Annotated in this window: 24 protein-coding genes; 21 read left to right on the top strand and 3 right to left on the bottom strand. The window is 68.8% G+C overall.

Going from position 1 to position 26,992, the window contains the following annotated elements:
* Positions 1-70 precede the first annotated feature (70 nt).
* Entirely contained in the window at positions 71-1,225 is a 1,155-nt protein-coding gene (rffA, locus tag ACFJGV_RS05630; RefSeq protein WP_378147491.1) for a dTDP-4-amino-4,6-dideoxygalactose transaminase, read from the top strand.
* Between the two features lie 7 nt (positions 1,226-1,232).
* On the opposite strand, the gene ACFJGV_RS05625 is transcribed toward rffA, so the two are convergent.
* Both ACFJGV_RS05625 and ACFJGV_RS05620 read right to left on the bottom strand, forming a co-directional pair.
* Positions 1,233-2,096: a glycosyltransferase family 2 protein gene (locus tag ACFJGV_RS05625; RefSeq protein ID WP_378147489.1), complete on the bottom strand. Its 864-nt coding sequence runs from the start codon at positions 2,094-2,096 to the stop codon at positions 1,233-1,235.
* A complete protein-coding gene (locus ACFJGV_RS05620) occupies positions 2,093-3,223 on the bottom strand; it encodes a glycosyltransferase family 4 protein (protein ID WP_378147488.1) in 1,131 nt (376 codons plus the stop codon). Before ACFJGV_RS05620 ends, ACFJGV_RS05625 begins: the two co-directional genes overlap by 4 nt.
* 109 nt (positions 3,224-3,332) lie before the next feature.
* Between ACFJGV_RS05620 and ACFJGV_RS05615 the strand changes: the two genes are divergently transcribed.
* Positions 3,333-4,493, top strand: coding sequence for a glycosyltransferase family 2 protein (locus ACFJGV_RS05615; protein ID WP_378147486.1), 1,161 nt, complete (start codon positions 3,333-3,335; stop codon positions 4,491-4,493).
* An 8-nt stretch (positions 4,494-4,501) separates the two neighbouring features.
* Here the strand turns inward: ACFJGV_RS05615 and ACFJGV_RS05610 are convergent, their stop codons facing one another.
* A complete protein-coding gene (locus tag ACFJGV_RS05610) occupies positions 4,502-5,560 on the bottom strand; it encodes a glycosyltransferase family 2 protein (RefSeq protein WP_378147485.1) in 1,059 nt (352 codons plus the stop codon).
* A gap of 48 nt (positions 5,561-5,608) precedes the next feature.
* Here ACFJGV_RS05610 and ACFJGV_RS05605 point away from each other — a divergent pair, with 48 nt between their 5' ends.
* The 19 genes from ACFJGV_RS05605 to ACFJGV_RS05515 all read left to right on the top strand — a co-directional run bounded on the left by ACFJGV_RS05605 (position 5,609) and on the right by ACFJGV_RS05515 (position 26,991).
* Entirely contained in the window at positions 5,609-6,847 is a 1,239-nt protein-coding gene (locus ACFJGV_RS05605) for a glycosyltransferase family 1 protein (RefSeq protein ID WP_378147483.1), read from the top strand.
* A 13-nt stretch (positions 6,848-6,860) separates the two neighbouring features.
* The gene (locus tag ACFJGV_RS05600) at positions 6,861-8,090 is read left to right on the top strand and encodes a glycosyltransferase family 1 protein (protein WP_378147482.1); all 1,230 of its coding nucleotides are present in this window, start codon (positions 6,861-6,863) and stop codon (positions 8,088-8,090) included.
* Positions 8,083-9,009 (top strand): NAD-dependent epimerase/dehydratase family protein, encoded by a 927-nt coding sequence (locus ACFJGV_RS05595; protein WP_378147480.1) that lies wholly within the window; start codon positions 8,083-8,085, stop codon positions 9,007-9,009. Before ACFJGV_RS05600 ends, ACFJGV_RS05595 begins: the two co-directional genes overlap by 8 nt.
* On the top strand, positions 9,006-10,028 hold the full coding sequence (locus ACFJGV_RS05590) for a glycosyltransferase family 2 protein (RefSeq protein WP_378147478.1): 1,023 nt from the start codon (positions 9,006-9,008) through the stop codon (positions 10,026-10,028). The genes ACFJGV_RS05595 and ACFJGV_RS05590 overlap by 4 nt, the downstream gene beginning before the upstream one ends.
* Before the next feature lie 56 nt (positions 10,029-10,084).
* On the top strand, positions 10,085-10,996 hold the full coding sequence (locus ACFJGV_RS05585; protein ID WP_378147477.1) for an ABC transporter permease: 912 nt from the start codon (positions 10,085-10,087) through the stop codon (positions 10,994-10,996).
* Between the two features lie 3 nt (positions 10,997-10,999).
* The gene (locus ACFJGV_RS05580) at positions 11,000-12,244 is read left to right on the top strand and encodes an ABC transporter ATP-binding protein (RefSeq protein WP_378147475.1); all 1,245 of its coding nucleotides are present in this window, start codon (positions 11,000-11,002) and stop codon (positions 12,242-12,244) included.
* Entirely contained in the window at positions 12,241-12,519 is a 279-nt protein-coding gene (locus ACFJGV_RS05575) for a hypothetical protein (protein WP_378147474.1), read from the top strand. The genes ACFJGV_RS05580 and ACFJGV_RS05575 overlap by 4 nt, the downstream gene beginning before the upstream one ends.
* Positions 12,516-14,021, top strand: a complete 1,506-nt coding sequence (locus ACFJGV_RS05570) for a glycosyltransferase (RefSeq protein WP_378147472.1) — start codon at positions 12,516-12,518, stop codon at positions 14,019-14,021. The genes ACFJGV_RS05575 and ACFJGV_RS05570 overlap by 4 nt, the downstream gene beginning before the upstream one ends.
* Positions 14,018-14,854 carry a rhamnan synthesis F family protein gene (locus tag ACFJGV_RS05565; protein ID WP_378147470.1) on the top strand — a complete coding sequence of 279 codons (837 nt, stop codon included), beginning with the start codon at positions 14,018-14,020 and terminating at the stop codon, positions 14,852-14,854. The genes ACFJGV_RS05570 and ACFJGV_RS05565 overlap by 4 nt, the downstream gene beginning before the upstream one ends.
* A complete protein-coding gene (locus ACFJGV_RS05560; RefSeq protein ID WP_378147468.1) occupies positions 14,851-16,863 on the top strand; it encodes a glycoside hydrolase family 99-like domain-containing protein in 2,013 nt (670 codons plus the stop codon). The genes ACFJGV_RS05565 and ACFJGV_RS05560 overlap by 4 nt, the downstream gene beginning before the upstream one ends.
* 85 nt (positions 16,864-16,948) lie before the next feature.
* Complete coding sequence (locus tag ACFJGV_RS05555) at positions 16,949-17,479, top strand: hypothetical protein (protein WP_378147466.1); 531 nt, start codon at positions 16,949-16,951, stop codon at positions 17,477-17,479.
* Positions 17,476-19,665, top strand: a complete 2,190-nt coding sequence (locus ACFJGV_RS05550) for a hypothetical protein (protein WP_378147464.1) — start codon at positions 17,476-17,478, stop codon at positions 19,663-19,665. Before ACFJGV_RS05555 ends, ACFJGV_RS05550 begins: the two co-directional genes overlap by 4 nt.
* A 49-nt stretch (positions 19,666-19,714) precedes the next feature.
* On the top strand, positions 19,715-20,749 hold the full coding sequence (locus tag ACFJGV_RS05545) for a class II aldolase/adducin family protein (RefSeq protein WP_378147462.1): 1,035 nt from the start codon (positions 19,715-19,717) through the stop codon (positions 20,747-20,749).
* Positions 20,746-22,407 (top strand): NTP transferase domain-containing protein, encoded by a 1,662-nt coding sequence (locus tag ACFJGV_RS05540; protein WP_378147460.1) that lies wholly within the window; start codon positions 20,746-20,748, stop codon positions 22,405-22,407. The genes ACFJGV_RS05545 and ACFJGV_RS05540 overlap by 4 nt, the downstream gene beginning before the upstream one ends.
* Positions 22,404-22,856 carry a GtrA family protein gene (locus ACFJGV_RS05535; RefSeq protein WP_378147459.1) on the top strand — a complete coding sequence of 151 codons (453 nt, stop codon included), beginning with the start codon at positions 22,404-22,406 and terminating at the stop codon, positions 22,854-22,856. Before ACFJGV_RS05540 ends, ACFJGV_RS05535 begins: the two co-directional genes overlap by 4 nt.
* Complete coding sequence (locus tag ACFJGV_RS05530; RefSeq protein WP_378147458.1) at positions 22,849-23,565, top strand: glycosyltransferase family 2 protein; 717 nt, start codon at positions 22,849-22,851, stop codon at positions 23,563-23,565. Before ACFJGV_RS05535 ends, ACFJGV_RS05530 begins: the two co-directional genes overlap by 8 nt.
* A complete protein-coding gene (locus ACFJGV_RS05525) occupies positions 23,562-24,179 on the top strand; it encodes a hypothetical protein (protein ID WP_378147456.1) in 618 nt (205 codons plus the stop codon). Before ACFJGV_RS05530 ends, ACFJGV_RS05525 begins: the two co-directional genes overlap by 4 nt.
* Complete coding sequence (locus ACFJGV_RS05520) at positions 24,143-26,272, top strand: glycosyltransferase 87 family protein (protein ID WP_378147454.1); 2,130 nt, start codon at positions 24,143-24,145, stop codon at positions 26,270-26,272. Before ACFJGV_RS05525 ends, ACFJGV_RS05520 begins: the two co-directional genes overlap by 37 nt.
* Entirely contained in the window at positions 26,269-26,991 is a 723-nt protein-coding gene (locus ACFJGV_RS05515; RefSeq protein ID WP_378147452.1) for an HAD family hydrolase, read from the top strand. The genes ACFJGV_RS05520 and ACFJGV_RS05515 overlap by 4 nt, the downstream gene beginning before the upstream one ends.
* Position 26,992 lies beyond the last annotated feature (1 nt).

Raw genomic sequence — 26,992 nt, 5'->3', positions numbered from 1 at the left:
TCGACTGAGCGCCTGACCTGGGTCCGGCCTGTCCGAGATGTGCGTCACCTCGGCCTGCCATCATGTGCGAGTGACCCACCCCGCTCCTCCGGTCCTGTTCTCCCGGCCCTACCGCAGCGCGCGTGAGCTCGCCAACCTGACGGCGGTGCTCGAGAGCGACCACGTGCACGGCGACGGTCCCTTCACGACCTCCGCCGGCGGCAAGGTCAAGGCGATCACCGAGGCGGGCGACGTGCTGCTCACGTCGTCGGGCACCGACGCCCTCGAGATGGCCGCACGCCTGCTCGACCTGGGCCCGGGCGACGAGGTCATCCTCCCCAGCTTCACGTTCCCCTCGGCGGCCGTCTCCGTGGCCCTCAGCGGTGCGACCTGCGTCTTCGTCGACGTCGATCCGCACACCGGCAACATCGATCCCGAGCAGGTGGCGGAGGCCGTGGGGCCGGCCACCCGCGCGATCTCGGTGATGCACTACGGCGGGGTCGGGGTGCCGCTCGCCGACCTGGAGTCGGTGGCCGAGGAGCACGGGCTGGCCATCATCGAGGACAACGCGCACGGCCTGGGCGGCCGTCTCGACGGCCGGTCGCTGGGATCGGTCGGCCGGTTCGGCATCCAGAGCTTCCACGACACCAAGAACGTCCACTCTGGGGAGGGCGGCGCGCTCCTCGTCAACGACCGCGCCGACCTCGCACGCGCCGAGATCCTCCGCGAGAAGGGCACCAACCGGTCGCAGTACATCCGCGGCCAGGTCGACAAGTACACCTGGGTCGACATCGGCTCGAGCTACCTCATCAGCGAGCTGGGCTCGGCCGTGCTCGATTCGCAGCTCGACGACTTCGACACCATCCAGTCGCTCCGCCACTCGGTCTGGCGGCGGTACTCGGAGGGTCTCGCCGGATGGGCCGACGACCACGGTGTCGAGCTGATGTCGCCGCCGCCCGGAGCAGAGCACACCGCGCACCTGTTCTATCTGCTGCTCCCCACGCACGAGCAGCAGATGGCCCTGATCGACCGACTCCGTGCCGCGGGGGTCATGGCGACGTTCCACTACATGCCGCTCGACGTCTCGCCCGCGGGGGAGCGCTACGGACGGCGGCTGCGGCCGCTCGTGCACGCCACGAGCTTCGCCGAGCGCCTGGTGCGTCTGCCGCTCTGGGCGGGGATGACCGACGAGCAGGTGGAGCGCGTGATCCGCGAGGTGACGGCGGTCGGCATCGCCGTCGGCTGAGACCCGCTCAGCGCGTCGCTCGGCGCGACTCGACCGCGAGCCGCAGCGACAGCCCGGCCTTCAGCGCTGCGCGCAGCGGCCACTGCCACCACGACGGGTAACGGGCGGCCATGAAGCGGTAGGCGCTCTCGTGGTGCGCCCGCAGCATGGCGACCGACTCGCCCTCGGTCGAGTGCGCTCCGGAGTGGGCGACGATCGCGGAGGGCTCGTACCGGTTGCGCCAGCCGGCGCGACCCAGGCGGTGGCCGAGGTCGACGTCCTCGAAGTACATGAAGTAGCTCTCGTCGAAGCCGCCGATGGCGTCGAACGCCGTGCGCCTGACGAGCTGACACGATCCGCTCAACCAGCCCGCATCGCGCGCCACCGGTTCGGTGGACGTGTCGCGTCGGTAGGCGCGCGTCCACGGGTTGCCCGGCCAGACGCGGCTGAGCAGGGCGTGCCCGGCGCCGGTGACGACGCTCGGTATCGCACGCGCCGACGGGTAGACGGCGCCGTCGGTCATCACACGGGGGCCCACCGCGCCGATGTCGTGGGAGGCCTCGCCCGCGGCGACGAGCTGATCGAGCGACCCCGGCTCGAGAACGATGTCGGGGTTCGACACCAGCACCCACTCCACACCGGGCGGCAGCGCCGCGACGGCGGCGTTCATCCCGCCCCCGTACCCCCGGTTCGACGGCAGCGGGAGGTAGGTCGCGCTGTGGCCGGCCGCGATCTCCTCGACCGGCGAGGGCGACACGGGCTTGTTGTCGGCGACCACCACGACGACACCCGACGGATCGGCCGAGGCCGTGCGCACCGAGTCGAGGAAGGGGCCGAGCACGGACTCGGACCCGTAGCTCACCGTGACCACCGCCACCCGGGGCCCGCTCATGCGCCGGCCGCCGTCCGATAGGCCTCGAGGTAGCGCGTCGCGCACTCCTCCCAGGTGAAACGGATGCTGCGCTCGGCTCCCGCCGCGGCGAGCGTCGCGCGCCGGGTCGGGTCGGCGACGAGGGCGGAGAGCGCCTCGGCGAGGGAGTCCTCGTCGGGCTCGGTGTACGCGACGGCGTCGCCGCCCACCTCGGGGATCGAGAGGCGTCGGGTGGTGAGGACGGGGGCGCCGCAGGCCATCCCCTCGAGAACGGGCAGCCCGAAGCCCTCGCCGAGGCTCGGGTAGGCCACCACGGTGGCGCCGCCGAGCAGGGCGGACAGCTCGTCGAGGGGCAGGTAGCCGGCCTCGATCACACCCGGGTCCTGACCGTCGAGCAGGCGGGCCGCCTCCTCGTCCCAGCCGCGGGAGCCGGAGATCACGAGCCGGGGGAAGGTCGGGTCGGCCGCGCGCAGCCGCTTCACGGCGCGGATGAGGGCGGGGACGTTCTTGCGGGGTTCGATGGTGCCGAGGAACGCGATCCAGGGCTCGTCGGTCGCGAGGCCCAGACGGGCGCGCAGGGAGTCGACGGCCTCGGGGGTCGGCGGGCGGAACACCGCGCGGTCGACGCCGAGGTAGGCGACCGAGATCGGCGCCGAGATGCGCGCGACGTGCGCCGTGACCTCGCGCTCGGTGGCCTCGCTCACGGCGACCAGCGCATCCGCCCGGCGGGCCGCGAGGGTGGTCCACCGGCGGAAGAACGTGCCCTTCACCCGGCTGTGGGCCTCAGGCGTCGAGAAGAACGTGGCGTCGTGGAGGGTCACGACGCGTCCTGCTCGGCCGGCGAGGGGGAACGTGTAGTGCGGGGAGTGCACGACCGCGCAGCCGAGCCGACCGGCGAGCCGCGGGAGGGTGGCCTGCTCCCACACCAGGCGCACGGGCCGCCGGGACACGGCGGGCGCGACGAGGTGGTAGCGGTGCGACGGCGCCGCCGCGGCGAGGAACTCGACGTCCTCGCGCTTCACCGCGATGTCGATCACCGCGCCCAGCGACTCGAGACCCGACGTCAGACCCGCGAGGAAGCGGGCCACACCGCCCCTGGACGGCGGGATCGACGTCGCGTCGAGCAGCACGCGGGGGAGGGAGGTCATCCGCCTCATCCTATCGGCGGCGCGACGAGAGCGGCCCAGCTCATGGATAGGGTGGAGCGATCATCCCCTGCCGAGTCCCGATCACGAGATATCCCGAATGAAGACAGTGATGACGTTGATGGTCCGCGACGAGTCGGACGTCATCGAGGCGATGATCGAGCATCATCGCGCCCAAGGCGTCGACCTGTTCGTCGTCACCGACAACGGTTCCGTCGACGGTACGACCGAGATCCTCGAACGATACGCCGCGGGCGGTCTGGTGGACCTTCGTCACGACCCGGTCCACCGCAAGCAGCAGTGGTCCGTGGTGACCGGGATGGCCCGCGACGCCTTCCGTCTCCACGGCGCGGACTGGGTGATCAACGCCGATGCCGACGAGTTCTTCGTCCCGATCGGAGGGACCACCGTGCATGAGGTGCTCGAGCGCATGCCGACAGGCGTCTCGACGTTCGCTACCAATGTCGTCAACCTCGTCGGCCCGCCCGCGAAGTCCGGCACCGGCCTGGGTCGGCTGGTCTACCGGGACCTCCGCGATCCCCTCGAGCTCCGATCCGCGGGCGTCAGGCAGCATCCGACCGCCGATGTCGTGCACAGAGGATCTCCGGACGTCACGGTCTCGCAGGGCAACCACGCCGTCGACCTCGACCCGGGGGAGGCGCCGCCGCCCGGCCTGGGCCTCGAGGTCCTGCACATCCCTTGGCGGTCGTATCGCCAGTTCGAGCAGAAGGTGACCCAGGCCGGCCTGGCCTATGAGAGCAACCCCGATCTCGCACCGAGCCCCCACCACCACGGCATGCTCGACTTCCGGCGCTGGCGGATGGGCTTGCTCCCGATCGTGTACCTCGCTCGCAGCCCCTCGAGCGACGAGCTCACCGACGGCGTGTCGCGCGGCGTGCTCCGCGAGGAACCGCGGCTCGCCGACCTCGGCTTCGGTGTGCCCGACGTGTCGTACCCCGTCGACGAGATCGAGGCTGCTCAGCCGGCCGTGGCGGCGATGCGCTCGATGTCAGCGTTGAGTGCCGGGCACGAGCTCGACCTCGAGCGACGCTTGGAGGCCGTGAGCACCCGGGCCGAGGCGGCGGAGAGCCGTGTCGCCGAGCTCGAGTCGGAGCGCGACGAGCTGCGGGGCGCCGCTGAGGCGAACGCGAGTGCCAGGAGCGAGCTAGACGAGCTCCGGAATCGGATGCGCGTCATCGACGAGCGGGTCGAGTACCGCTGGGGCGAGCGATTGCGCTCGTCCCGATGGATGCACAGGGTCCGAGCGCGCTGAGTCCTCGCTCAGTCGCGGACGAGCCAGTCCTCGACGAACTCTCGTGGCGTGCCCGACCGCGCATCGAGCCGGCGTCCGGACGCGCGGTAGCGGGGGAGCGCCAGGAGCGCCTGCAGCAGACCGGACCACGTGCCGGCGAACCTGGCCCGCGCCTCCGCCGAGAACCCCTCGCGCACGAGGGCGAGCGACGCCTTGGCCGCGCTCCCCGCCGAGCGCACGAGCGCGGTGCGCAGCACCGTGGGCGGCGCGTTGCGTGCCGCGACGAGGATGCGGTTGCGGACGTTCTGGGTGATGAAGAAGCGCGAGCGCACCCCGGACGACGCGGCGTGCCGGTGCACGGTGACCGCCCTCGACGCGTACCGGATCGTGTACCCGAATCGGCGGAGGCGCCACGACAGGTCGGTGTCCTCGTAGTACATGAAGAGACCGCCGTCGAAGCCGCCCGCGGCGGCGACGGCGCTCCGGCGCAGGGCGGCCGCGCCCCCGCAGAAGCCGAACACGTCGGGCGGGCTCACGTCGTCGTCGACCGGGATCAGCCAGGACCGGTCGCGCCCGTTGCCCGAGGTCGAGACGAGGTTCCCCGTGCTGTTCAGCAGGGTGGTCCCGCCGAGCTCGGAGCGCATCCACCGGTCGCCCTCGGCGTTGACGTACGCGGCGACGCCCTCGGCGGCCGGCACGAAGTCGCCGGCGAGGACGATGCGTCCGGTGACGGCCGCCACCTGAGGGTCGGCGCGGAGCGGCTCGAGGAGCGCGGCGACGAAGCCGGGCCGCGCGACGGCGTCGTTGTTGATCAGCACGACGACGTCGCCCTCGGAGGCGCGGAGGCCGGCCTCCACGCCACCCGCGAAGCCGAGGTTGCGGCCGGTGCGCAGCAGCCGCACCTGCGGCCAGCGGGCCTCGATCTCGCGATCGGAACCGTCGCTCGACGCGTTGTCGACGACGAGCACCTCGACCTCGGCGCCGGGCGCGGTCTGGCCCACGAGCGACTCGAGGCACTCCTGCACGTAGGCGCCGCCGTTCCAGTTGACGACGATGACCGTGCAGCGCATCAGGTCGCCGTCATCCATGCCCACTACGATAACGCCGAGTCCGCTGGGGGACGGGAGAAGGGCACCATGAGCAGCATCGGTACACGGGCGTGGGCGTCGTTGAGGGGCGAGGGGCCGCGGATGGCGCTGTCGCGCACGTTCAACCGGCTCTCGCTCGACCTCAACCCGAACAAGCCGGGCGAGTCGCTCGTCCATCCCGACGACGCGATCGCCGTCGACTGGACGGTCCCGCCGCGGTTCCTCACCGACCCGCTGCCGCCCGTCGAGGGCCCGGCGAAGACGGTCTGGGTGATCTCCCCGCCCGGTCGCACGAGCGGAGGGCACCAGAACGCCTTCCGCTTCATGCACTTCCTCGAGCAGGCGGGCCACTCGGTGACGGTGTACTTCTACACGACGCAGCAGCAGGCGGTCGACGTGGCCGAGATCCGCGAGATGCTCCGCACCACGAACGCCTATCCCGACCTCAAGGGCGACCTCCGCGTGTACGACCCCGCGGCGGGGCTCGATCGCGACGCCGACGCCGTCTTCGCGACCGGATGGGAGACCGCCTACCCGGTCTTCCGCCACCCCACGGCGGCGCGCCGCTTCTACTTCACCCAGGATTTCGAGCCCGCGTTCTACCCCTGGGGCAGCGACTTCGTGCTCGCCGAGAACACGTACCGCTTCGGGTTCTACGGCATCTCCGCCGGCCGCTGGCTGGCGCGCACCCTCACAGCCGACTACGGGATGCCGGGCGGTTGGTACGACTACGCGGTCGACCGGTCGCGCTACTCGCTCACCAACACCGGCCGGCGGGGCGAGGTGCTGTTCTACGCCCGGCCGCCCACAGCCCGCCGCGCGTTCGAGTTCGGGCGCCTGGCGCTCACCGAGCTGCACCGGCTGCGACCCGACATCACCATCAACATGGTGGGCTGGGACATCTCGCCCTACCCCGTGCCGTTCCCCTACGTGAACCACCGCGCGCTCGACATCGCTCAGCTGAACGAGGTCTACAACCGCTGCGCGGCGGGCCTCATCCTCTCGCTCACGAACCTGTCGCTGCTGCCCATGGAGGTCATGGCCAGCGGTGTGGTGCCCGTGGTGAACGACGCCGCCAACACGCGCGACGTCTTCGACAGCGAGCACATCGAGTACGTGCCGATGGCCCCCGGCGCGATCGCCCGTCGTCTCATCGACATCGTCGACCGGGCCGACCAGGCCGAGCACGCGGCCACGATCTCCGCCTCCGTCGCCGCCATGCGCTGGGACGACCCCGGCGAGCGGTTCCTGCAGCTCTTCGACGAGAGGATGCACGCCACCGCCTAGTAGCCTTGTGCGGATGGATGCGATCAAGAAGGCCTGGCTGGTCCTACGCGAGCAGGGTGTGAAGGCCGTCGTGTCCCGCGTGATCACGCGTGTGCTGGGCGAGCCCAAGGCGCTGCCCAACTCGGTGCCGCTGCGCTTCCTCGTCAAGGCCGACGACGCGGCCGCCGTCGACTGGAGCATCCCGCATCCGGCGGTGACCTCGCCGGTGACGGTGACCGGCGAGTCGATCACCTTCGCGTGGATCATGTACCCGCCCGGCGAGTCGAGCGGAGGTGCGCAGAACATCTTCCGCTTCATGAAGCACCTGGAGGACGCCGGGCACCGCAACCGCGTCTACCTCTACGCCGCGAACGAGGCGTTCAGCCCGGCGCTCGTGCAGCAGATGATCCAGTCGTCGCCGTCGTACCCGGAGATCCGCGCCACCTTCCGCGCCTACGACGGCGCGGTCGATCCCGACGTCGACGCGATCTTCGCCACCGGCTGGGAGACGGCCTACCCCTCGTTCCTGGACCCGTCGCCGGCCCGCCGTCTCTACTTCGTGCAGGACTTCGAGCCCTACTTCTTCCCGGTGGGGTCGGAGGCCGTGCTGGCCGAGAACTCCTACCGGTTCGGCTTCGAGGCCTTCACCGCCGGCGGCTTCCTGGCGAAGAAGCTGCGCGACGAGTACGGCATGAAGACCACGCCGTTCGAGTTCGGGGCGGATGCGGACAGGTACCGCGTGACCCACACGGGCGAGCGCAAGGAGGTCTTCTTCTACGCCCGCCCCGTGACCGCCCGCCGCGGCTTCGAGCTGGGCATCCTCGCGCTGCAGCGCTTCGCCGAGGCCAAGCCCGACTACACGATCAATCTCGCAGGCTGGGACGTCTCGAAGTACAAGATCCCCTTCGCGTACAACAACCTCAAGAACCTGCGCCTCGACGAGCTCAACGGCCTCTACAACCGGTGCGCCACGGGGCTCGTCATCTCGCTGACCAACATGTCGTTGCTGCCGCTCGAACTCCTCGCGGCGGGCGTCATCCCCGTGATCAACGACGGCCCGAACAACCGCCTGGTCAGCGACAACCCCTACTTCGAGTTCACCGAGGCGTCGCCGCCCGCGCTCGCCCGCCGCATGATCGAGGTCGTCGAGCGCGACGATCTGCCGGCGCACGCCGCCGCCGCGTCGGCGAGCGTGCAGAACGTCGACTGGGCCACGTCGGGCGCGGCGTTCGTCCGCGCCGTCGAGGAGTCTCTCCGTGGCTAGGTGCGTCGTCGTGGGGGGCAACGGCTTCCTGGGGGCCGCCCTCGTCGACCAGCTCGTGGCCGAGGGACACGAGGTCACCGCGTTCGACCGCTTCTCGGCGGGCGTGGTGTCATACCGTTCGAGCACCGTGCGCCAGGTCGTGGGCGACTTCATGAACCACGCCGACGTGGCCGCCGCCCTCGAGGGGCAGCAGTACGTCTTCCACTTCGTCTCGACGACGACCCCGGCCTCGGCAGAGAGCGATCCGACGCTCGACATCCGCACCAACCTCATCTCGACGGTCGACCTGCTGCAGGCCTGCGTCGCCGCGGGCGTCGAGCACGTGTACTACGCCTCCACGGGCGGCGCCATCTACGGCGACCAGCCCGGAGTGGCGCTCGCCGAGACCGTGGCCCCGCTCCCGGTGTCGCCGTATGCCATCGGCAAGCTCGCGATCGAGGGCTACCTCCGTTACTTCCGCGCCAAGTCCGGCCTGGCGTCGACGGTCTTCCGCATCTCGAACCCCTACGGGCCCGGGCAGCGTCCCACCAAGCGGCAGGGCGTCATCCCGATCTTCCTGCAGCGCCTCCGGCACGGGCAGCCCGTCACCGTGCTCGGCGACGGCTCGATGGTGCGCGACTTCGTCTACGTCGACGACGTGGTGCGGATGGTCACCGGCGCCGTCGGCCGCGACACACGGCACTCGCTCTACAACGTGGGGCGTGGCGAGGGGACGACGATCGCCGAGCTCCTCGAGGTGATCGAGGACGTGACCGGCCTCGCCCCCGCCGTGGAGCGCACGCCGATACCCTCGACCTTCGTGAAGACATCCGTCCTCGACACCGCCCGCTACGAGTCCGAGTTCGGGCCCATCGACTACGTCCCACTGCGCGAGGGCGTCGCGCTCACCTGGGCGGGCATCCTGGAGAGCGAGCGATGAGCGCGCAGAGCACGGGGCAGATCCCCTCGACGACCCCCGATCTCGACGCCACCGTGGTCATCCCCACGTACAACGGCGAGACCTACCTCGACCAGATCCTCACCGCGCTCGAGCGCCAGAGCTTCGACGGCGCCTTCGAGGTGCTGGTGATCGACTCCGGATCGACCGACGCGACGCTCGACATCGTCGCGCGACACCCGGAGGTGCGGCTCCACACCATCCCGAACGAGGAGTTCGGGCACGGGCGCACGCGCAACCTCGGCGCCTCGCTCGCTCGCGGCCGTGTGGTGGCCTACCTCTCGCACGACGCGATCCCCGCGCACGATCGGTGGCTGCACGAGATGTGCGCTCCGCTCGTCGACGAGTCGCTCGACGTCGTGGCGGTGATGGGCAAGCAGATCCCGCGCCGCAGCTGCTTCCCGCTGCTGAAGTACGAGATCCAGATGGTGTTCGCCGGCTTCGGGCCCGACTTCGGCACGACGCTGTTCCGCTGGGACGGCGTGACGACCGACCAGGGTACGCTCGACGCGCTCTCCTTCTACTCCGACGTGAACTCGGCGACCCGGCGCGACTTCCTGCTCGACGTCATCCCGTACCGCGACGTCCGGTACTCGGAGGACATGATGTTCGGTCGCGACGTCATCGACGCCGGGCTGACCAAGGCCTACGCGCCGCGCGGCGCCGTCATCCACTCGAACGACCTCACGCTGGCCGAGTACCGCAAGCGCATCTTCGACGAGACGGTCGGCCTCCGTCAGATCGGCAAGGACATCCCGCCGCTCGGCCGGATCGCCCAGGCCAGGCTCACCGTGCGGGGCATCCTCGGCGACACCGCGCGTCTCCTGCGCGACCGCGACTACGGCCGCGCCGCGCGGCTCGGGTGGCTGCTGCGGAACCCGGCGTACCATCTGGCCAAGTGGTCGTCCTACCGTGCGGCGACGCACGTCGACCTCACCGACGACGAGGCGATCCGGCGCGGATCGCTGGAGCACAGCCGCAAGGACGCTCAGGGACGCTGATGTATCCTTTCGACTTGTCGAATTCCGACTGATCCCCTCAGGAGACTCCTCAATACATGGCCATCAACGCGGGTGCGGCGCTCGAACGGAGCGCGCGACTGGCAGCCACTGAATGGGACGAGGTGACGGCCAAGGCGACGGTGGTCTCCGGCACACGATCGTCGCTCGTCGACATCTGGCGCCACAAGGAGCTGCTCAACCTCCTCGTCCGGCGTGAGCTCAAGGCTCGCTACAAGGACAGCTCGCTGGGCTTCGTCTGGTCGCTCATCCGGCCGCTGACCCAGCTTTTCATCTACTTCGTCGTCGTCGGCCAGTTCCTGGGCGCCGCCCGCTCGATCGACAACTTCGCTGTCTACATCTTCGCCGGCCTCACGATCTACACGCTGTTCAGCGAGATCGTGGCGGGAGGCACCTCGTCGATCCTCGCCAACTCCGGACTGGTGAAGAAGGTCTACCTGCCGCGGGAGATCTTCCCGTTGTCCGCGGTCGGGTCGGCGCTGTTCAACTTCGTGATCCAGCTCGTCATCCTGCTGGTCGCCGCCGTGCTGCTGGGCACGCTCACCTTCGGGTTCCACCTGCTCTACGGCGTGGGTGCGGTCGTCTTGATCCTCGTCTACGCCACGGCGCTCGGCATCCTGCTGTCCGCGCTCAACGTGTATCTCCGCGACATCCAGTACATCGTCGAGGTCGTGCTGATGCTGCTCATGTGGGGCTCGCCCATCCTCTACGCGTGGAGCTTCGCCACGGTGCACATGCCCGACTGGCTGGCGCAGGTCTATCTGAACAACCCGGTGACCCTCGCCGTGATCGGCTTCCAGGAAGCGGTCTGGGCGCCGACCAGCGGGTCCGTCCCGCCCGACAACCTGGGCATCCGGATGCTCGTCGCGGCCGTTGTGGGCGTGGTGCTGCTGTTCGTGTCGCAGCGCGTGTTCTCGCGTCTGCAGGGCAACTTCGCTCAGGAGCTCTAGACCATGGCCACCTCCGTCCCCGTCATCCAGGTCCAGAACGTCTCGAAGCGATTCACGATCCGCAAGGACAAGAGCCTCAAGGAGAGGCTCGTCAACGCGGGCCGCTCGCGCCGCTTCAAAGAGGACTTCTGGGCGCTGAAGGACGTGTCGTTCGAGATCAACGCCGGAACCACCGTGGGACTCATCGGATCGAACGGTTCGGGCAAGAGCACGATGCTGAAGGCGATCGGCGGCATCATCGAGCCGACCCGCGGCGCTGTGCGCCGACGCGGGCGGCTGGCCGCTCTCCTCGAGCTCGGCGCCGGCTTCCACCAGGATCTGACCGGTCGCGAGAACGTCTACCTCAATGCCTCCATCCTGGGGTTGTCGAGAAGGCAGACCGACCAGTACTTCGACGAGATCGTCGAGTTCTCGGGCATCGGCAAGTTCATCGACACGCAGGTGAAGTTCTACTCCAGCGGCATGTACATCCGGCTCGCGTTCTCCGTCGCGGTGCACGTCGATCCCGACCTGCTGCTCGTCGATGAGGTCCTGGCGGTCGGCGACGAGGCGTTCCAGCGGAAGTGCCTCGACAAGATCCGCGAGTTCCAGTACGAGGGCCGGACCATCGTCATCGTCTCGCACTCCCTCGAGCAGGTGTCCGACCTCTGCGAGAGGGTCGTGCTGCTCAACCGTGGCGAGCTGGTGGTCGACGGCTCGCCGATCGAGGCGACCGCGGCGTTCCGCGACATCCTCGAGCGAGACCGTGTCGAGGGGATCGAGGACTCCCGCGGGTCCGCTCCGGCACCCGCCGCTCCGGCCGGCGAGATCACGGGAGCCCGCGTTCACGCGATCGGCCGAGCGATCGGCGAGCCCGTCCAGCCCGGCGACGATCTCGAGGTGCAGATCGACTATCGTCACGCCGCGGGCATCGACGACTGGATCGCGGGCCTCGGCATCGACAACACCACCGGGCAGGTGGTCTATGCGACGACGACGCAGCACCTCGGCGTCGAGCTCGACCCGCTGAAGGGCGATCGCACCGTCGAGTTCCTCATCAAGGACGTCCGGCTCGGCGGAGGCAAGTACTTCATCAACGGCACCTTCACCGATGGCCGCGGCGTCCACCTCGCCGACGGGTCGCAGATCGCGTCGTTCGACGTGACCCAGTTCCCCTTCGCGGTGGGCAGCATGTACGCCGAGCCCTCGGTCCGCGAGATCGACCCGTCCACCGACAAGCCGTCCGCGCGTGAAGGAGCGACCAGGTGACATCAATCCCGGAACAGGGTCAGTCCGATCCGAGCCGCCACGAGCTCGAGCTGCGACAGCTCGCTCTCGTCGACCGCGTCCTCGGACTCGAGGCACGTGTCGCCGAGCTCACCATCGCCGTCTCGCGCGTACCCGGACCGGTCGTCGTCGACGGCCGGGCAGAGTCACTGGCCCAGGAGCTCGCCGCCATCCGATCCTCCACCACCTGGCGGGTCGGCAGTCTGGTGCTCACGCCCGTCCGCATCCTGCGCGGGATCGCGAAGCGGATCCGATGATCGCGGGGCCCACTCGGAGCGCGGTCGTGGTCGCGACGGTCGACCGGGCGGACGCTGCTCGGCTGGAGACGATCCGGACGGCGGTCGAGTCGTCCTCCGCGTCCGTTCGCCTGGTGCTCCTCGTCCCGAGCGACGCCGCGTCCGAAGTGCTGTTCGCCGCGGAGACCGCGGCCCGCGTCGTGCCGGACGCCGCGGTGGTCAGGGGTGACACCCTCGGCTCCGTCGACCGGGCCGCTCTGGGCGAGGCAGGCGCGGTGGTCTTCCTGGACGGCCGCGGCGCGATCGATCCCGGCGCCGTCGACGAACTCCTCACCGCACTCGGCGACGAGGGCGAGGCGACTCTCGCGTACGGCGACGCGTGGTCCTCCGATTCGTGGTCGGACGTCGTCGTCGCGAGGCCCGATTGCTCGCCTGAGCTGTTCCGGGGCACCGGCTACATCGGGACGACGTTCGCCGTCGATCGCGGGGTCTTCGACGCAGCGGGTGGCCTCGCGGGGGCGCCGGCCGGAGCGCCCCTCTACGACCTCGTCCTGCGCACGCTCGAGCGGGGTGTGCAGCTGCGTCACGTGCGGCGCGCGCTCTCGCGTCCGCCCCGCCGCGCAGGCGAGATCGCGCATGCGGATGCCGTGGGCGCGCTCCAGGCGCACGTTGGCCGGACCGAGCCGGGCTCGACCGTCGAGCGGGTCTCGCCCGAGGCGCTGCGCATCCGCCGCGTCGTCGACGGGGAGCCGCTGGTGTCCGTCGTGATCCCCACCCGCGGCACCGTCGCGGACGTGCGCGGCAGCGACCGGTGCCTCGTCGTCGAGGCGGTGCGCGACGTGGTCGAGCGGTCCAGCTACCCCCACGTCGAGATCGTCGTCGTCGCCGACACCGTGATGCCCGATGAGGTCCGCGCCGAGCTGCGGGCGATCGCGGGAGATCGTCTCGTGCTCGTCGACTGGGACGCCCCGTTCAACTTCTCCGCCAAGATGAACCTCGGCGCCGTCCACGCCTCGGGGGAGTACCTTCTGCTCCTCAACGACGACGTCGAGGTGATCACCCCGGGGTGGATCGAGGCGCTGCTCGTGCTCGCCCAGAGGTCCGAGGTGGGCATCGTGGGCGCGCTGCTGCGCTTCGAGGACGGGACGGTCCAGCACGGCGGCCACATCTACATCGGCGGCGCGGCCGGCCACGCCGCGTTCGGGCTCCCGGCCGACTCCGACGATGTGCTCCTGAGGGTGACTCGCGAGGTCTCGGGTGACACGGCGGCCTGTGCCATGCTCTCGCGCGACGACTACTTCGCCGCAGGTGGCTTCTCCGACCTCCTGCCCGGCAACTACAACGACGTCGACCTCTGCATGAAGCTCCGCGCGATCGGGCGCACCGCGCTCTGGACACCCGATGCGGAGCTCTACCACTTCGAGTCGAAGTCGCGCGTGGCCACGATCGCGTCGTACGAGCTCGAGCTGCTGCAGTCGCGATGGGCGTCCCAGATGCAGCACGAGGGGTACTGGACGCGATGAGCGCGCAGGTCGTCGAGGCCGGGGCGAACGCCCGGCGGCTCGTGCTCCCCGAGGTGCTCCCCACCGTCTCGATCCAGTCCGACGCCGATCGGTTCCGAGGGGCGCGGCGGGTGGCCTTCGTCGCGAGCTGGGCGCCCGACGCGCGCGTCAGCCGCTCTCTGGCGCGACTGGTAGCCGAGCTCGAGGCCGGCGGATACGCCGTGGTCTTGACGCGGTCATCGCCGGGTCCCCTCAAGTGGCCGGACGACGTCGAGGTCGACCCCGCCGTGATCCTCAAGGACAACCTCGGCTACGACTTCGGATCGTGGGCCGTGGGAATGGCGCTCTACCCCCACCTGCTCGAGGCTGAGCACGTTCTCGTGGTGAACGACAGCCTGGTGGGGCCGTTCGCCAGCATGCAGCCTCTCCTGCGCACGTTCGAGAGCGCGCCGGCACCGGTGTGGGGGGTCACCGACACCGGAGAGTACTGGCCGCACCTCCAGAGCTACTTCATGGGATTTCACGGCGGTGTCCTCGCCCAGCCCCGGCTCCGCGAGTTCTGGTCGTCGATCGAGGTGCTCGACGACAAGGACGAGATCGTCGAGCGGTACGAGATCGGATTGAGCAGGGTGCTCGCCGAGCTCGGGATCGCCTGGACGGCATGGATCGACCACGAGACGATCGCACGGTCCGAGCAGAACCCGACGCTCCTCGGGTGGTACCGATTGCTGGAGGAGGGCCTGCCCTTCGTGAAGCGGATGCTCGTCACGCACCGGCTGTACTTCCCCTATGGTCGCGACGTCGAGATCGCCGTGCGTGCCCGCTTCGGCGCCGAGCTGGAGGAATGGCTGTGAGGGGACTCGACCGGCTCGAGCAGGCCGCCCGCCGCGCAGCCTCGAAAGCCCGCGCGGCGGCGCGCGATCCACGTCGCCTCGCCGGGCGTGCCGCGTCCGTCGCCGGCGATCGGCTGACCGAGTACGGCGAGCGGCTGTCTCCGGCGGGCTCGTCCGCGGCTCCGCCCTGGGCGCTCTCGAGCTTCGTCGAGAGGCTCGACAACCGCACTCGATCCATTCATGCCGGATACTGGCACCGTCGACTGACCGAGGTGTTCCCTGGGCGTCGCCCCGCCCTGTTGGTCGTCGTCCATGCCGACTCCCAGGACGGCCTCGACGTCGCCCTCGCGGGGCTCCGCGAGCTCGAGACACCTCACGACCTCATCGTCACCGACGCCTCCGAGGACGGTATCGACACGAGTGGGCTTCCCACGTCCTCCCTCGCTCTCTCGATCATGGATCAGGGACGCGATCAGCTGCCGCTCGTGGTGCTGGCGCTCGCCGGAGCCTTCGATTCGCACGACGTGGTGCTGAAGATCAACGCATCGAGCCGGACGCATCCTGAGCCGCTCTCCCCTCGCGACCTCGCCGGCATCGGCGAGGTCTCACCGATGCTCCGTGATCTCTTCACGCCCGGCGGGGATGTGGCCGCGATCGTCCCGAGAGAGGTGCTGTTCGATCCGTTCGACGCGGATGCCGACCTGCCGATCGTCCAGGAGACGCTGTTGCGCATCCCGCTCGTGGCGCCCGGTGCCTCGGTCCGGCGCGTGGAGGGCCGGGTCCAGTGGGCTCGGTCGTTCCTGTTCCAGGGGCTTCGTGCGCTCGGGGTGTCGGAGTGGGACTTCGACATCGAGGCGGATCAGACGCAGGGGACCATGGCGCATGCCCTTCCCTCGGTGATCGGCGTGCTCGCGGCCGAGGCCGGCCTGCGGGTCCTGACGCCCGAGGAGGCCGAGGCCGCGTCGGAGGCGCCCTCCGGAGCCGTCGCCTCGCGGGCGCAGGTCTTCCCCCTCGTCGTGGGTGAGCCGGAGTGGAACTCCGTCGTGCGTGCCGGTCCCGTCTACGCGGGCCACCGGCAGCCGTTCCTGCCCGCCGACCTCGAGGATGCGATCGCCTCGCCCGTCGACGGAAGGGATCATGCCCACAGGACGGGAATCGCGGGCTTCCTGTATCGGACGACGGACGGTCGCCCTCTCGGGCGGCGGTGGGCTCCGTCGGACGCCGCCTGGGAACATCTGCGATCGACGTCCTCGGCCGGCCTCGGCCTGTTCTGGGACAACGAGTCGCACCGGGTGGAACTCGCGCGGGAACACGGGGAGCTCGACGACGAGCCCGCCGCCGGTCTGACCGATGCGCTCGAGGCGTTCGAGGGGTTCCTGCCCTTCCTCTCAGACGAGCGCTGCATGCGCTACCGAGGGCGTCCGGCCCTCGTGGTGGGCACCGTCCATCGGCTCGCGTCGTTCCCTCAGGTGGCCCGCGCCCTGAGGGAGCGCGCGGCTGAGGCCGGAATCGTCGACCTCGCACTTCTGGCAGTGAGCGATGGACGTCCGTCGGAGGTGGTCCCCGACCGCCGTCTGCCCGACGGCATCGACGCTGTCGTGCGGATCCCGAACGGCAAGCGGATCACCGGCCCGTCCACGGAAGGTGTCGTGCGTCCCCACACGAAGTTCGAGGGCCACCTGCGCTACTATCCGCAGTTCGCAGATCAGGAGATCGCCGCGGTCGAGGCGCTGCGCCTGCCTGACGTCGTGCCGGCAGCCACCGCTGGATTCGACGACAGCTCGCAGTCCCGGTGGCATCCGCAGATCGTGGTCGGCGCCAACCCGTACACGTTCCGCCGCTGGTTGGCGCGACTCGTGAGCCGCAACGCGCCGGCGGGCCTCGTCGTCGTCGACAGCTGGAACGACTGGACGCGAGCCAGCGCCATCGCAGAGTCGGGAGCCTACGGAACGGCCTTCCTCGGTGCGGTGCGTGACGTGGTCGGTCGCCGCACGAACGAAGACACCGACACACCCTCGGCGGCCAAATGACCCGGCGTGAGCGGTCCCGTTTGTTAGCCTGAGCGCGAGGGGCCCGCGCTCTCTCACCGATGTCCGTCCTGGAGGAAGCGTTCCCGTGCCGAAGAAGAGACTCGCCGCGGTGAGCATCGCAGCGCTGGTGGCGCTGGGGACGCTTGCCGGCTGCACACCCGACCCCGCACCCACCGCCTCCCCGACCCTGCCGGCATCGACCACGCCCACCTCCTCGCCGACACCGACGTCGACCGCCAGCGCGCCGCCCTCGCCGACAGCCACCACGGATCCGGCGCCGAGCCCGGACCCCCAGCCGACGACGCCCTCCGCAGGGTCGGCGACACCCTTCATCACGGTCGCGAGCCTCGATCCCGACGGCGCCCATGTGTCCGCCTCCGGCTACATCGTCGACGTGATCGAGTCCGGCGGGATCTGCACCTTCACCTTCACCCTGGGTGACACGACGCTGCTGGCCAGCTCCACCGGTGTCGCCGACCGCACCAGCACATCATGTCCGCTCGTGCAGCTTCCCGCCTCGCAGTTCCCGCCGGGGACCTGGCAGGTCGGGTTGAACTACTCCTCGGCGTCGGTCTCGCTGGGTGACGCCCAGCCCGTGCAGATGGTCATCTCGTGAACGCCGTCAAGCGTTGGTGCGCCATCGTCGCGGTGGCCGCTGTCGCCATCACGGGATTCAGCGGTTTCGCCGTGCTCTCCTCCCCGCAGACCGCGGTCGCGGCCAATGGCAGCGACTTCAACGCGGGATACATCATCTCCGACGAGCAGTTCTTCAACGGCTCGGCGATGTCGGCGAACGAGGTGCAGTCCTTCCTCAACTCGAAGGTGAACTGCGCGAACGCGTACTGCCTCGCCGTCTACAGCCAGAGCACGCCGACGATCGGCGCGGTCTCCGGCCGATGCGACACCTACCAGGGCTCGCCCAGCGAGTCCGCCGCGTCGATCATCGCCAAGGTGGGCGCCGCCTGCGGCATCAGTCAGAAGGCTCTGCTCGTCCTGCTCGAGAAGGAGCAGGGCCTGATCTCGATGTCGGCTCCTTCGCCCGGCAGACTGGCCGCGGCGACGGGCATGGGCTGCCCGGACACCGCTCCCTGCGATCCGTCCTACGGCGGGTTCTTCTATCAGGTCTATTACGCCGCTCGGCAGTTCAAGGCCTATGCCGCCAACCCGAGCTCGTGGAACCATCAGGCGGGCCGCGTCAACTACATCCGATACAGCCCTGACGCGTCGTGCGGCTCGAGCGCCGTGTTCATCCAGAACGCCGCCACCGCCGGTCTCTACAACTACACCCCGTACCAGCCGAACGCTGCCGCGCTCGCCAATCTCTACGGCACTGGCGACTCCTGCAGCGCGTATGGCAACAGGAACTTCTGGCGGCTCTACAGTGACTGGTTCGGCTCGCCGACGACGATACCGAACCCTGCTGGTTCCTTCGACGCGTTCTCGTTCAGCGCCGGTCCGTCGAAGGCGACGCTGTCGCTCAACGGCTGGACTCTCGACCTGAACAACACCTCCGCCACGCTGGAGGCTCACATCTACGTCACCTACCCCGACGGGTCGGTGAAGGGCACCCCCGTCAAGGCGAACCAGTCGCGTCCGGACGTCGGGAACGCCTACGGCGGTGCGGGTCCGAACCACGGGTTCTCGTACTCGTTCGACGTGACGACAGGAGGTACCTTCAAGGCGTGCGTCTACGGCATCGGCCTCACGGGGAACCGGCTTCTCGACTGCAAGTCCGTGACCATCCCCCAGGGCGTCCCGACGGGATCCTACGACTCGCTCTCGACCTCGGGCAGTGGAGGCTCCACCAAGCTCACCGTGAACGGGTGGACCTTCGACCCGGACGCGCCCACGACGACGACCGAGGCGCATGTCTACGTCACCTATCCATCAGGGGCGGTCAAGGGCTTCCCGCTCAAGGCGAACCAGGCGCGGCCTGACGTCGGGGCCGTCTATCCCAACGCCGGTTCTGCCCACGGCTGGTCGACGTCGATCCCCGTCGACGGCGCGGGCGTCTACCAGGCGTGCGCCTACGGGATCGCGGGCTTCTGGCGCAACATGAACGTGCTTCTCGGCTGCAAGACCATCAACCTGCCGAACACCCCGCCGGTCGGTGCCGTCGACGACATCAGCATCGATCAATCCGGCCGCTCGATGCTCGCGCACGTCAGCGGTTGGGCGTTCGATCAGGGAGCTCTCGCCACGTCGATCCCGGTGAACGTCTACGTGATCGACCCGTCAGGCAAGCAGACCGGCTACCCCTTCACGGCGAACAAGAGTCGGCCCGACGTCGACGCTGTGTTCGGCAGCGGCGCGAACCACGGCTTCGACGAGACGATCGACCTGGGCACCAAGCCGGGTTCGTACCAGGTCTGCGTCTTCGGGATCGCCGTGTCCCCGCTCGCGGTCGGCAACAACAACCTGATGAGGTGCAGTTCGTTCTCGATCACGTCCACCGCGCCGGTCGGGTCCTTCGACGCGGTCTCGATCAGCCAGCGCGGGTCGCAGGCGACGCTGAGCGTGACAGGCTGGGCGTTCGACGCGAACATCCCGCGTGTGGCTAGCCCGGTGGACGTCTACGTCACCGCCCCTGACGGCAGCATGACCGGGTATCCACTGGTCGCCGACAAGGCGCGGCCCGATGTCGGCGCCGCGTTCCCCGGCGTCGGCGGTTCCCACGGATTCACCGGGCAGATGCCCGCGACCCAGCGTGGCACGTACACGGTGTGCGCGTTCGCGATCGGCAAGGCGGTCGTCAACATCGGCAACAACAGCCTGCTGGGCTGCAAAGCAGTCGTGAATTGATCGCCGCGCCAGCTGGATCTCCAGCTGGCCGTGGATGGGTTTCGGAACCGTGACCGACGTCGCATACGATGTCAGGGCTCGCGCACGATTGGATGATCTACAGGTGAATCAGAATGATCCGTCATCGGTGTCGTCGGCGTCCTTGAAACGGCACTCGATGGTGATCGGCGACGACCGGCGACTCGTTCAGGGCGCCGGCGGCAACCTGTCCGCCAAGGTCGATCGCACGATGTGGATCAAGTCCTCCGGCACACGGTTGGTCGAGGCGGAGACCCGGGAGATCTTCCTTCCGCTCGATCTGGAGAAGACCCGCGAGGCGGTGCTGAAGACGGAGGACCTGTCTCCCCTGGTGGACCCGGCGTACGCCGCGCTGGGGTTGCGTCCGTCAATCGAGACGGCCTTGCACGCCCTTCTTCCTCATCGGTGGGTCTATCACGTCCACGGCGTCGGGGCCATCGGTGCCGGCCTGAGCGCAGATCCGAGTGCCTTGCTCGGCCAGCTCGGCCTCGACGCCCAGCTCAAGGTGGTGCGCTATGCGCGCCCCGGGATCGACCTCGCGGTCGCCGTGTTCGAGGTGCTCGACGGTGAGGTGGACGCCGAGCGTCCCCTGGTCCTGCTCCTGGAGAACCATGGGATCGTCGTCGGGGCCGATACCGCCGACGCGACCTGGGACACGTTGGTCGCGGTCGAAGAGGGGCTCCGGCGGCGCGAGGCGCTTCCCGACCCGGATCTCACCGAAGGCCCGCTCGGCGTGCGGCTCGCCGGCTCAGGCAGCGTCGATCCCATGCAGACGACGATCCTGCTGAGCGGGCCGCTGACGCCGGACTCGGCGGTGTTCCTGGGGCGGAAGCCCTTCGCGGCTGCCTCTGATGCCGAGCGCGAGTCGCCGTGCGTGATCGCGGACGACGGATCCGTCTGGGTCGCGTCCTCGTGCGGTCCGGACGAGATCGAGATCGCTTGGAGTCTCGTCGATGCGGTGAGACAGGTCGGCGTGGCGAAGGAGTCCACGGCGATATCGTCGGAGGAGGTCGACCGACTGCTCGACTGGGAGGCGGAGAAGTGGCGTCAGAAGCTCAAGCGGTGAAGCCGCTCCTGGTCATCCCGATGACGGGGATCAGCAGCCGTTTCACGGCGGCGGGATACGACCGACCCAAGTTCCTCCTGGAGGCGGAGGGACAGACCGTCATCGATCATGTCATCGACATGTACCCCGGCTGGGATGATGTCGTCTTCGTCTGCAATGCCCTCCACCTCGATGATCCGGCGCTCGACCTCGAGCGGAGGCTGCGATCGCGTCGTCCCGGGGCGGTGATCGTACGGATGGAGCAGGCGGGACTCGGCCCGGGTGACGCGGTGCTGTCGGCACGCGAGCACATCGACCTCGATCGTCCTGTCGTGGTCAACTACTGCGACTTCACCTGCTACTGGGACGCTGATCACCTGGCGGCGAGGTTGGCCTCCGGCGAGGTCGACGGGGTGATCCCCTGCTACACCGGCTATCACCCGCACATGGTCCACTCGACCTCGTACGCGTACGTCAAGCTGGACGACGGGGGCTTGGTCGCGGACATCCAGGAGAAGCAGCCCTGGACCGACACCCCCGAGAACGAGTACGCGTCGAGCGGCACGTATGCCTTCGCCCACGGCCGGATACTGCTCGACTCGCTGGATCGCCAGGTCGAGCAGGGTCTTCTCCTGAAGGGCGAGTACTACCTCAGCCTGACGTACAAGCCCCTCCTCGAGGCGGGCGGTCGCGTCGAGGTGATGGCGCTGCAGCACTTCATGCAGTGGGGCACCCCGCAGGACTTCGAGGAGTACCTCGAGCTCAGCAGAGCGATCGCCAGCTGGACGGAGCGCGAAGCAGGGCCCAGCGCAGCGAGGACGAGCGCGTCGCGCGTCGTCCTCGCCTCGGGAGCCGGGGCGCGGTTCGCGCGCGCGGGATACGACCTCCCCAAGCCGGCTCTCCCCCTCGGCGACAAGACGGTTCTGGAACACGCGACGGTGGCGATCCCGGGGCACGAGACGGTCGTGGTCACACGTGAGGACCTCCCCTCGGGACACATCGTCCGCGACGTCGCGAAGAGACTGGACGCCGCGATGGTGACTCTGCCCGGCCTCTCAGAAGGACAGGCCGCGTCGGCCAGGGCAGGTCTGACCGGGCTCGAGCATGACGGGCCGGTCACCATCGGGGCGTGTGACGCTCTGCCGTCCATCACGGGCGCAGCGTTCGACGCGGCGCTTGACCTCGCCGGCCCAGACGGCATCGTGGTCTGGCTCGCGCTCCCGTATCGCGCGGCTGACCGTTCCCCCGAGCAGTACGGCTGGGCTGCAGTGGACGACTCCGGCCTGATCGACGACGTCTGGCTCAAGCGGCGGCCAGACAGGCCCAGCGGTGTGGTCATCGGGACGTTCAGCTTCGGATCGAGGGACACCGCGATCCGCCTGATCGACGAGCTGATGGCCGACGGCGAGAGGGTGAACGGCGAGTTCTATCTCGACAGCCTGATCCCGAGGGCCCTCCGCGAGGGGCGTCGCGTCGTGGCGCTCTTGACCACGGCGTTCGCGTCCGTCGGGACCCCGTCCGAGTACGAGGCGGTGAGGTATTGGCAGTCCTGCTTCCACAAGTGGGCGAATCACTCGTACTCCCTCGCCGCGGATGTGATGGTGGAGCCGACCTCGCGGCGTGATCTGGATCACTCGTTCCGGGTGTTCGATCCGTGGCCCGTCGAGGTGAGCCGATGACGGTGCCCAGCACGGAGAGGTCGTCAGGAGCCAAGGCGACAGCGGCGTCTGCCGGGAAGTTCCTGATCGTCGGGGGGACTACCGTCGTGATCGACGCGGCGGCCTACTGGGCTCTCTCCGCTCTCGGGCTGCAATACGACCTGGCGAAGGCGCTGAGCTTCGCCATCGGCGCCGTCTTCGCGTACTTCGCGAACTGGAGGTTCACCTTCGGCGCCCGCCGTAGCCGATGGAGCGAGGTGCTCTTCGTCGTCGTGTACACCGCCGCGTTGGGTCTCAACGTCGTGGTCAATGCCGGGGTTCGTCTGCTTCTCCCGAGCGACTGGAGTCTGACGCTGCCCGTGGCGTTCGTCGTGGCGACGGGGGTATCTGCTGTGTGGAACTTCATCGGCATGTCCCTGTTCGTCTTCCGCGGCCGAACCGGTCAGCAGAAAGGGGAGTCCGTTGAGTGATCCCGTCTTCTCCTTGGTGATCCCCTGCTACAACGAGGGGGAGGGGCTCCACGAGCTCGTCGAGCACTGCCGCTTCGTCGCGGAGCGCGGCTCCGGCGAGGTGATCCTCGTCGACAACGGGTCGACCGACGCCAGCGCAGAGATCCTGACCTCCCTCGTGGGTGAGCCGGACGGCCCGGCGGGGCCGGGAATCGTCAGATGGACGAGGGTGCGGGAGAACCGAGGCTACGGTTACGGCATCACGAGCGGGCTCGCCGTCTCGACCGCAGAGCTGGTGGGGTGGACACACGCAGATCTGCAGACCGATCCCGCTGACGTCCTCCGTGCCGTGCGCGTCAGGGGAGGCGATCGTCGCGTGCTGGTCAAGGGGCGTCGCTACGGCAGGCCGCTGGGCGACCGCGTCTTCACGGCGGGGATGTCGCTCTTCGAGAGCCTCCTCATGCGGAAGCCGCTCCGAGACATCAACGCTCAGCCGACGCTGTTCGACAGACAGCTCATGGACGAGTGGGGTACCCCGCCGGACGACTTCTCCCTCGACCTCTTCGCGTACTTTCAGGCGAAGCGCCGGGGGTTCACCATCCGTCGGTTCCCCGTGCTCTTCGTTCCCCGTCAGTGGGGCCAGTCGAGCTGGAACACGGACCTCGCTGCGAAGCGCAAGTTCATAAGACGCACCGTCGACTACAGCCTCCAGCTGAGGAGGAACGTATGACGCTCATCTGTTCGCACCGCGTCAACGAGCCCGCTGCCCTGAGGGCGCTTCCCAAGGACCTGGGAGTCGAGATCGACCTCCGGAGTCAGGGAGATCGACTGATCCTCGAACACGATGCATTCCTCCCCGGGCCCGACTTCGAGGAGTGGCTCGACGACTATGATCACCGCTTCATCGTGGTGAACACGAAGGAGGAGGGGCTCGAGGTTCGCATCGAGGAACTCCTCGAGCAGCGCGGTGTGCGTGACTGGGCTTACCTCGATCAGTCGTTCCCGTTCATGGTGAAGACGTTGCGCCGCGGCCAGACACGCACGATGGTCAGGGTGTCGGAGTACGAATCGATCGAGACGGCGGCGTCGCTCGATCCGCGACCCGACTGGGTCTGGCTCGACTCCTTCCGGGGCACGTGGCCCGGTGCCGCCCAGCTCGCGCGCATCGGCACGCTGGGCTATCGGATCATGATCGTCAGTCCCGAGCTGCAGGCCAGGTCCCTGGACGACGAGTTCGACACGATCACCGAACGCTTCGTCGAGGCGGGGATGAGCATCGACGGCATCTGCACCAAACGGCCCGATGCATGGCATCGGCCCGAGGCGCCGTGGTGGGTGAGGTGATCCGACGGGTCGTCGACGGTCGCCGTTCGTTGGCGGTCGTCCTGGCCCTCGGCGTCGTCGCACGCCTCGCGATCATCCTGCTCGTCGTCCCCGACGCGCAGGCCCAGTGGTTCTCGCCCTTCTTGGGGCATCTGGTCTCGACGCCATCGATCGACCCGTGGCAGTCGTTCCTGGATGCTGGGGGCGACGCGGCCGCGTTCCCCTACGGCCCTGTCATGCTCGTCTACTACGCCGCGTTCGCGCTGCTCACGGCATGGCTCCCGGGCAGCCTGGCGGTCCAGCTCGGCATCGGTCTCGGGACCCTCGTGGCCGAGATGGTGCTCTGGCGTCTCGTCACCCGATGGCCGGGTCTGCACTGGCGTCCGGTACTGGCGCTCCTCGCCCTCTCGCCCATCGTCTTCTACGCCGCCTACGTCCATGGGCAGCTCGACATGGTTCCCACGGTCCTCATGTTCGCGAGTGCGCTCGCGCTCAAACGGCATCGCTGGGCGGCGTCCGGTCTCCTCGTCGGTCTGGCCATCGCGGCGAAGTACTCGTCGGCGCTGATGGCTCCCCTGGTGATCATCTTCCTGCTTCGCAACACGCGATACCGGAGGTTCTTCGGGCCTTACCTGCTCGGACTCCTGCCGGGTGTCGTCATCACCCTGCTTCCCGCGGTCCTGCCCGGGTACCGGGCGATGGTGCTGTCGACGCCGACGAGCCAGTCGATCTTCTCCTACACCGCGGATCTGGGCCCCGGTCTGACGATCGTGCTGCTGCCGATCGTCTACAGCGCCCTCCTCGGGCTCCAGTACCGGTACAAGCGCGGCAACGCGGATCTGCTCGTGATGCTGGTCGGCATCACGCTCACGGCTGTGACCCTGCTCACACCGGCGAGCCCGGGGTGGTACCTGTGGTCCGTGCCCTTCCTCGCCATGCTCTCGGTGCTCACGAGCCCGCGGTCTGTGTGGATGGTCTACGCCTTCTGGTGGGTGGCCTCCGTCACGCTGGCGCTTCGCGCGTCCGGGGCGGTCTGGAGGTGGGAGTCGGGTGACTCGATCCTCGAGACGGGGTTCATCGAGGTCGGGCCGTTCGTGAACCAGAGCGACGTCGTGGGTGCCGTGCTGGCCACGGCGACCGTCGTCGTCGGCGCGGTCGCCCTGATCATGATCTACCGAGGCGGTGCGGTGCGGTTCGACGAGTACAAGTTGAGCCGGATGCCTCTCTCCATCGCGATCGCTGGAGACAGCGGTACGGGCAAGGACACCCTCTGCATCTCGATGGCAGGCGTGTTCGGTGAGCGGGCGACGAGCTTCCTGTTCGGCGACGATTACCACCTCTACGAGCGAGGGGCGCCCATCTGGCAGGTCTCCACCCACCTCCATCCTGCGACGAACGATCTCGCCTCGATGGGACGAGACGCCGTGACACTGATGCGCGGGCGTGCTGTCTGGGCCAAGCACTACGACCATGTGCGGGGGCGCTTCACCAAGGAGCGCCCGATCGATCAGCGCGAGCTGGTGGTCACCAACGGACTTCACATGCTCACCTCGGACGACGTGCGCAAGACTGCGGACCTCAAGGTGTTCATGTCGATGGAGGAACGCCTGCGTCGACAGCTCAAGGTCAACCGCGACGTGGGGGAGCGGAACCAGGACCTCGCGTCGGTGCTCGCCTCGATCGACCGCCGTATCCCGGATGCTGAGGCCTACGTCTGGCCGCAGGCTCCTCTCTCGGATGTGGAGTTCCGGATCGAGTCGGTCACGGCGTTGCCCGAGGAGATCAGCGTGACCGAGCAGCAACTGGAGCTGCGACTGGTGGCGGTGCTCCGCGACTTCACCTTCATGACGAAGCTGCAGCGCCTTCTGACCGGCCTCGGGAACTGTCCCTGCACCATCCAGTGGTTGCCGACGCCCGGGGAAGTGCAGCTGACCGTCTACCCTGAGATGATCACGGCCGCGGACACCGCCGAGATCGCACGCAAGCTGATCGTGCGACCCGAGGAGCTCTTCGTGGACGAGCCCGTGTGGTTGGGCAAGAGCCGGGGTGTGATGCAGCTGATCGTGATGGCCGCTCTGCTCGAGCGCAGAGCCAACAGATGGGAGCGCGTGTGACCGCGAATCAGCCGAGTCTGGTGATCTTCGACCTCGACCACACCCTCTACGACTTCGACATCGCGCACGCCGCGGGAATGTCGGCCCTCCGCGCCTTCGCGGGAGCTCAGCTCGGCGCCCGAGGCTCGGCCTTCGAGGAGGCCTTCGCCGAGGCCCGGCAGAACGTCAAGGCGCGCCTGGGGAGCACGGCGAGCAGCCACTCCCGTCTGCTCTACTGTCATGAGGCTCTCGAGATACTCGGCATCCGCAGTGAGCCCGTGATGGCGCTGCAGATGGAGCAGGAGTACTGGCGAAACTACCTCAGCGCCGCCGTCCTGCGCCCGGGCGTCTCTGGCATGCTCCAGACCCTGCGTTACAACAACGTCGTCACGGCTGTCGTCACCGATCTCACCGCGCAGATCCAGTTCCGCAAGATCGTCCATCTCGACCTGACGCGGGAGATCGACCACATCGTCTGCTCCGAGGAGACCAAGGGTGAGAAGGAGTCCCTCGAGCCGTTCCGACTGCTGTTCGAACGAGTGCACGCTGGTGCGCGAGAGCACGTCTGGTTCGTAGGCGACCGTGACTTCGACGCGCCTGTCCAGGAGCTCATCGACCTGGGTCTGATCGACAGCGGTCGCGGGTTCGTCCTCGCGGCGCAGGCGACCGGCCACGTGACCGGCTGGCACGACTTCCTCGAGCTGGAGCGAATGACCGACAGCATCTTCGGGAACGGGTGAC

Source organism: Cnuibacter sp. UC19_7 (assembly GCF_042699995.1).
In the GTDB taxonomy this organism is placed as follows: Bacteria; Actinomycetota; Actinomycetes; order Actinomycetales; family Microbacteriaceae; genus Cnuibacter.
The sequence above is the reverse complement of the archived record's forward strand: the minus strand, read 5'-3'. Positions and strand labels throughout refer to the sequence as shown.

Bases quoted from the DNA above. Each gene is read 5' to 3' on its own strand.
- ACFJGV_RS05625 (WP_378147489.1), bottom strand. From the start codon at position 2,096: ATGAGCGGGCCCCGGGTGGCGGTGGTCACGGTGAGCTACGGGTCCGAG.
- ACFJGV_RS05620 (WP_378147488.1), bottom strand. From the start codon at position 3,223: ATGACCTCCCTCCCCCGCGTGCTGCTCGACGCGACGTCGATCCCGCCG.
- ACFJGV_RS05615 (WP_378147486.1), top strand. From the start codon at position 3,333: ATGACGTTGATGGTCCGCGACGAGTCGGACGTCATCGAGGCGATGATC.
- ACFJGV_RS05610 (WP_378147485.1), bottom strand. From the start codon at position 5,560: ATGGATGACGGCGACCTGATGCGCTGCACGGTCATCGTCGTCAACTGG.
- ACFJGV_RS05605 (WP_378147483.1), top strand. From the start codon at position 5,609: ATGAGCAGCATCGGTACACGGGCGTGGGCGTCGTTGAGGGGCGAGGGG.
- ACFJGV_RS05600 (WP_378147482.1), top strand. From the start codon at position 6,861: ATGGATGCGATCAAGAAGGCCTGGCTGGTCCTACGCGAGCAGGGTGTG.
- ACFJGV_RS05590 (WP_378147478.1), top strand. From the start codon at position 9,006: ATGAGCGCGCAGAGCACGGGGCAGATCCCCTCGACGACCCCCGATCTC.
- ACFJGV_RS05585 (WP_378147477.1), top strand. From the start codon at position 10,085: ATGGCCATCAACGCGGGTGCGGCGCTCGAACGGAGCGCGCGACTGGCA.
- ACFJGV_RS05580 (WP_378147475.1), top strand. From the start codon at position 11,000: ATGGCCACCTCCGTCCCCGTCATCCAGGTCCAGAACGTCTCGAAGCGA.
- ACFJGV_RS05570 (WP_378147472.1), top strand. From the start codon at position 12,516: ATGATCGCGGGGCCCACTCGGAGCGCGGTCGTGGTCGCGACGGTCGAC.
- ACFJGV_RS05565 (WP_378147470.1), top strand. From the start codon at position 14,018: ATGAGCGCGCAGGTCGTCGAGGCCGGGGCGAACGCCCGGCGGCTCGTG.
- ACFJGV_RS05535 (WP_378147459.1), top strand. From the start codon at position 22,404: ATGACGGTGCCCAGCACGGAGAGGTCGTCAGGAGCCAAGGCGACAGCG.
- ACFJGV_RS05525 (WP_378147456.1), top strand. From the start codon at position 23,562: ATGACGCTCATCTGTTCGCACCGCGTCAACGAGCCCGCTGCCCTGAGG.
- ACFJGV_RS05520 (WP_378147454.1), top strand. From the start codon at position 24,143: ATGGCATCGGCCCGAGGCGCCGTGGTGGGTGAGGTGATCCGACGGGTC.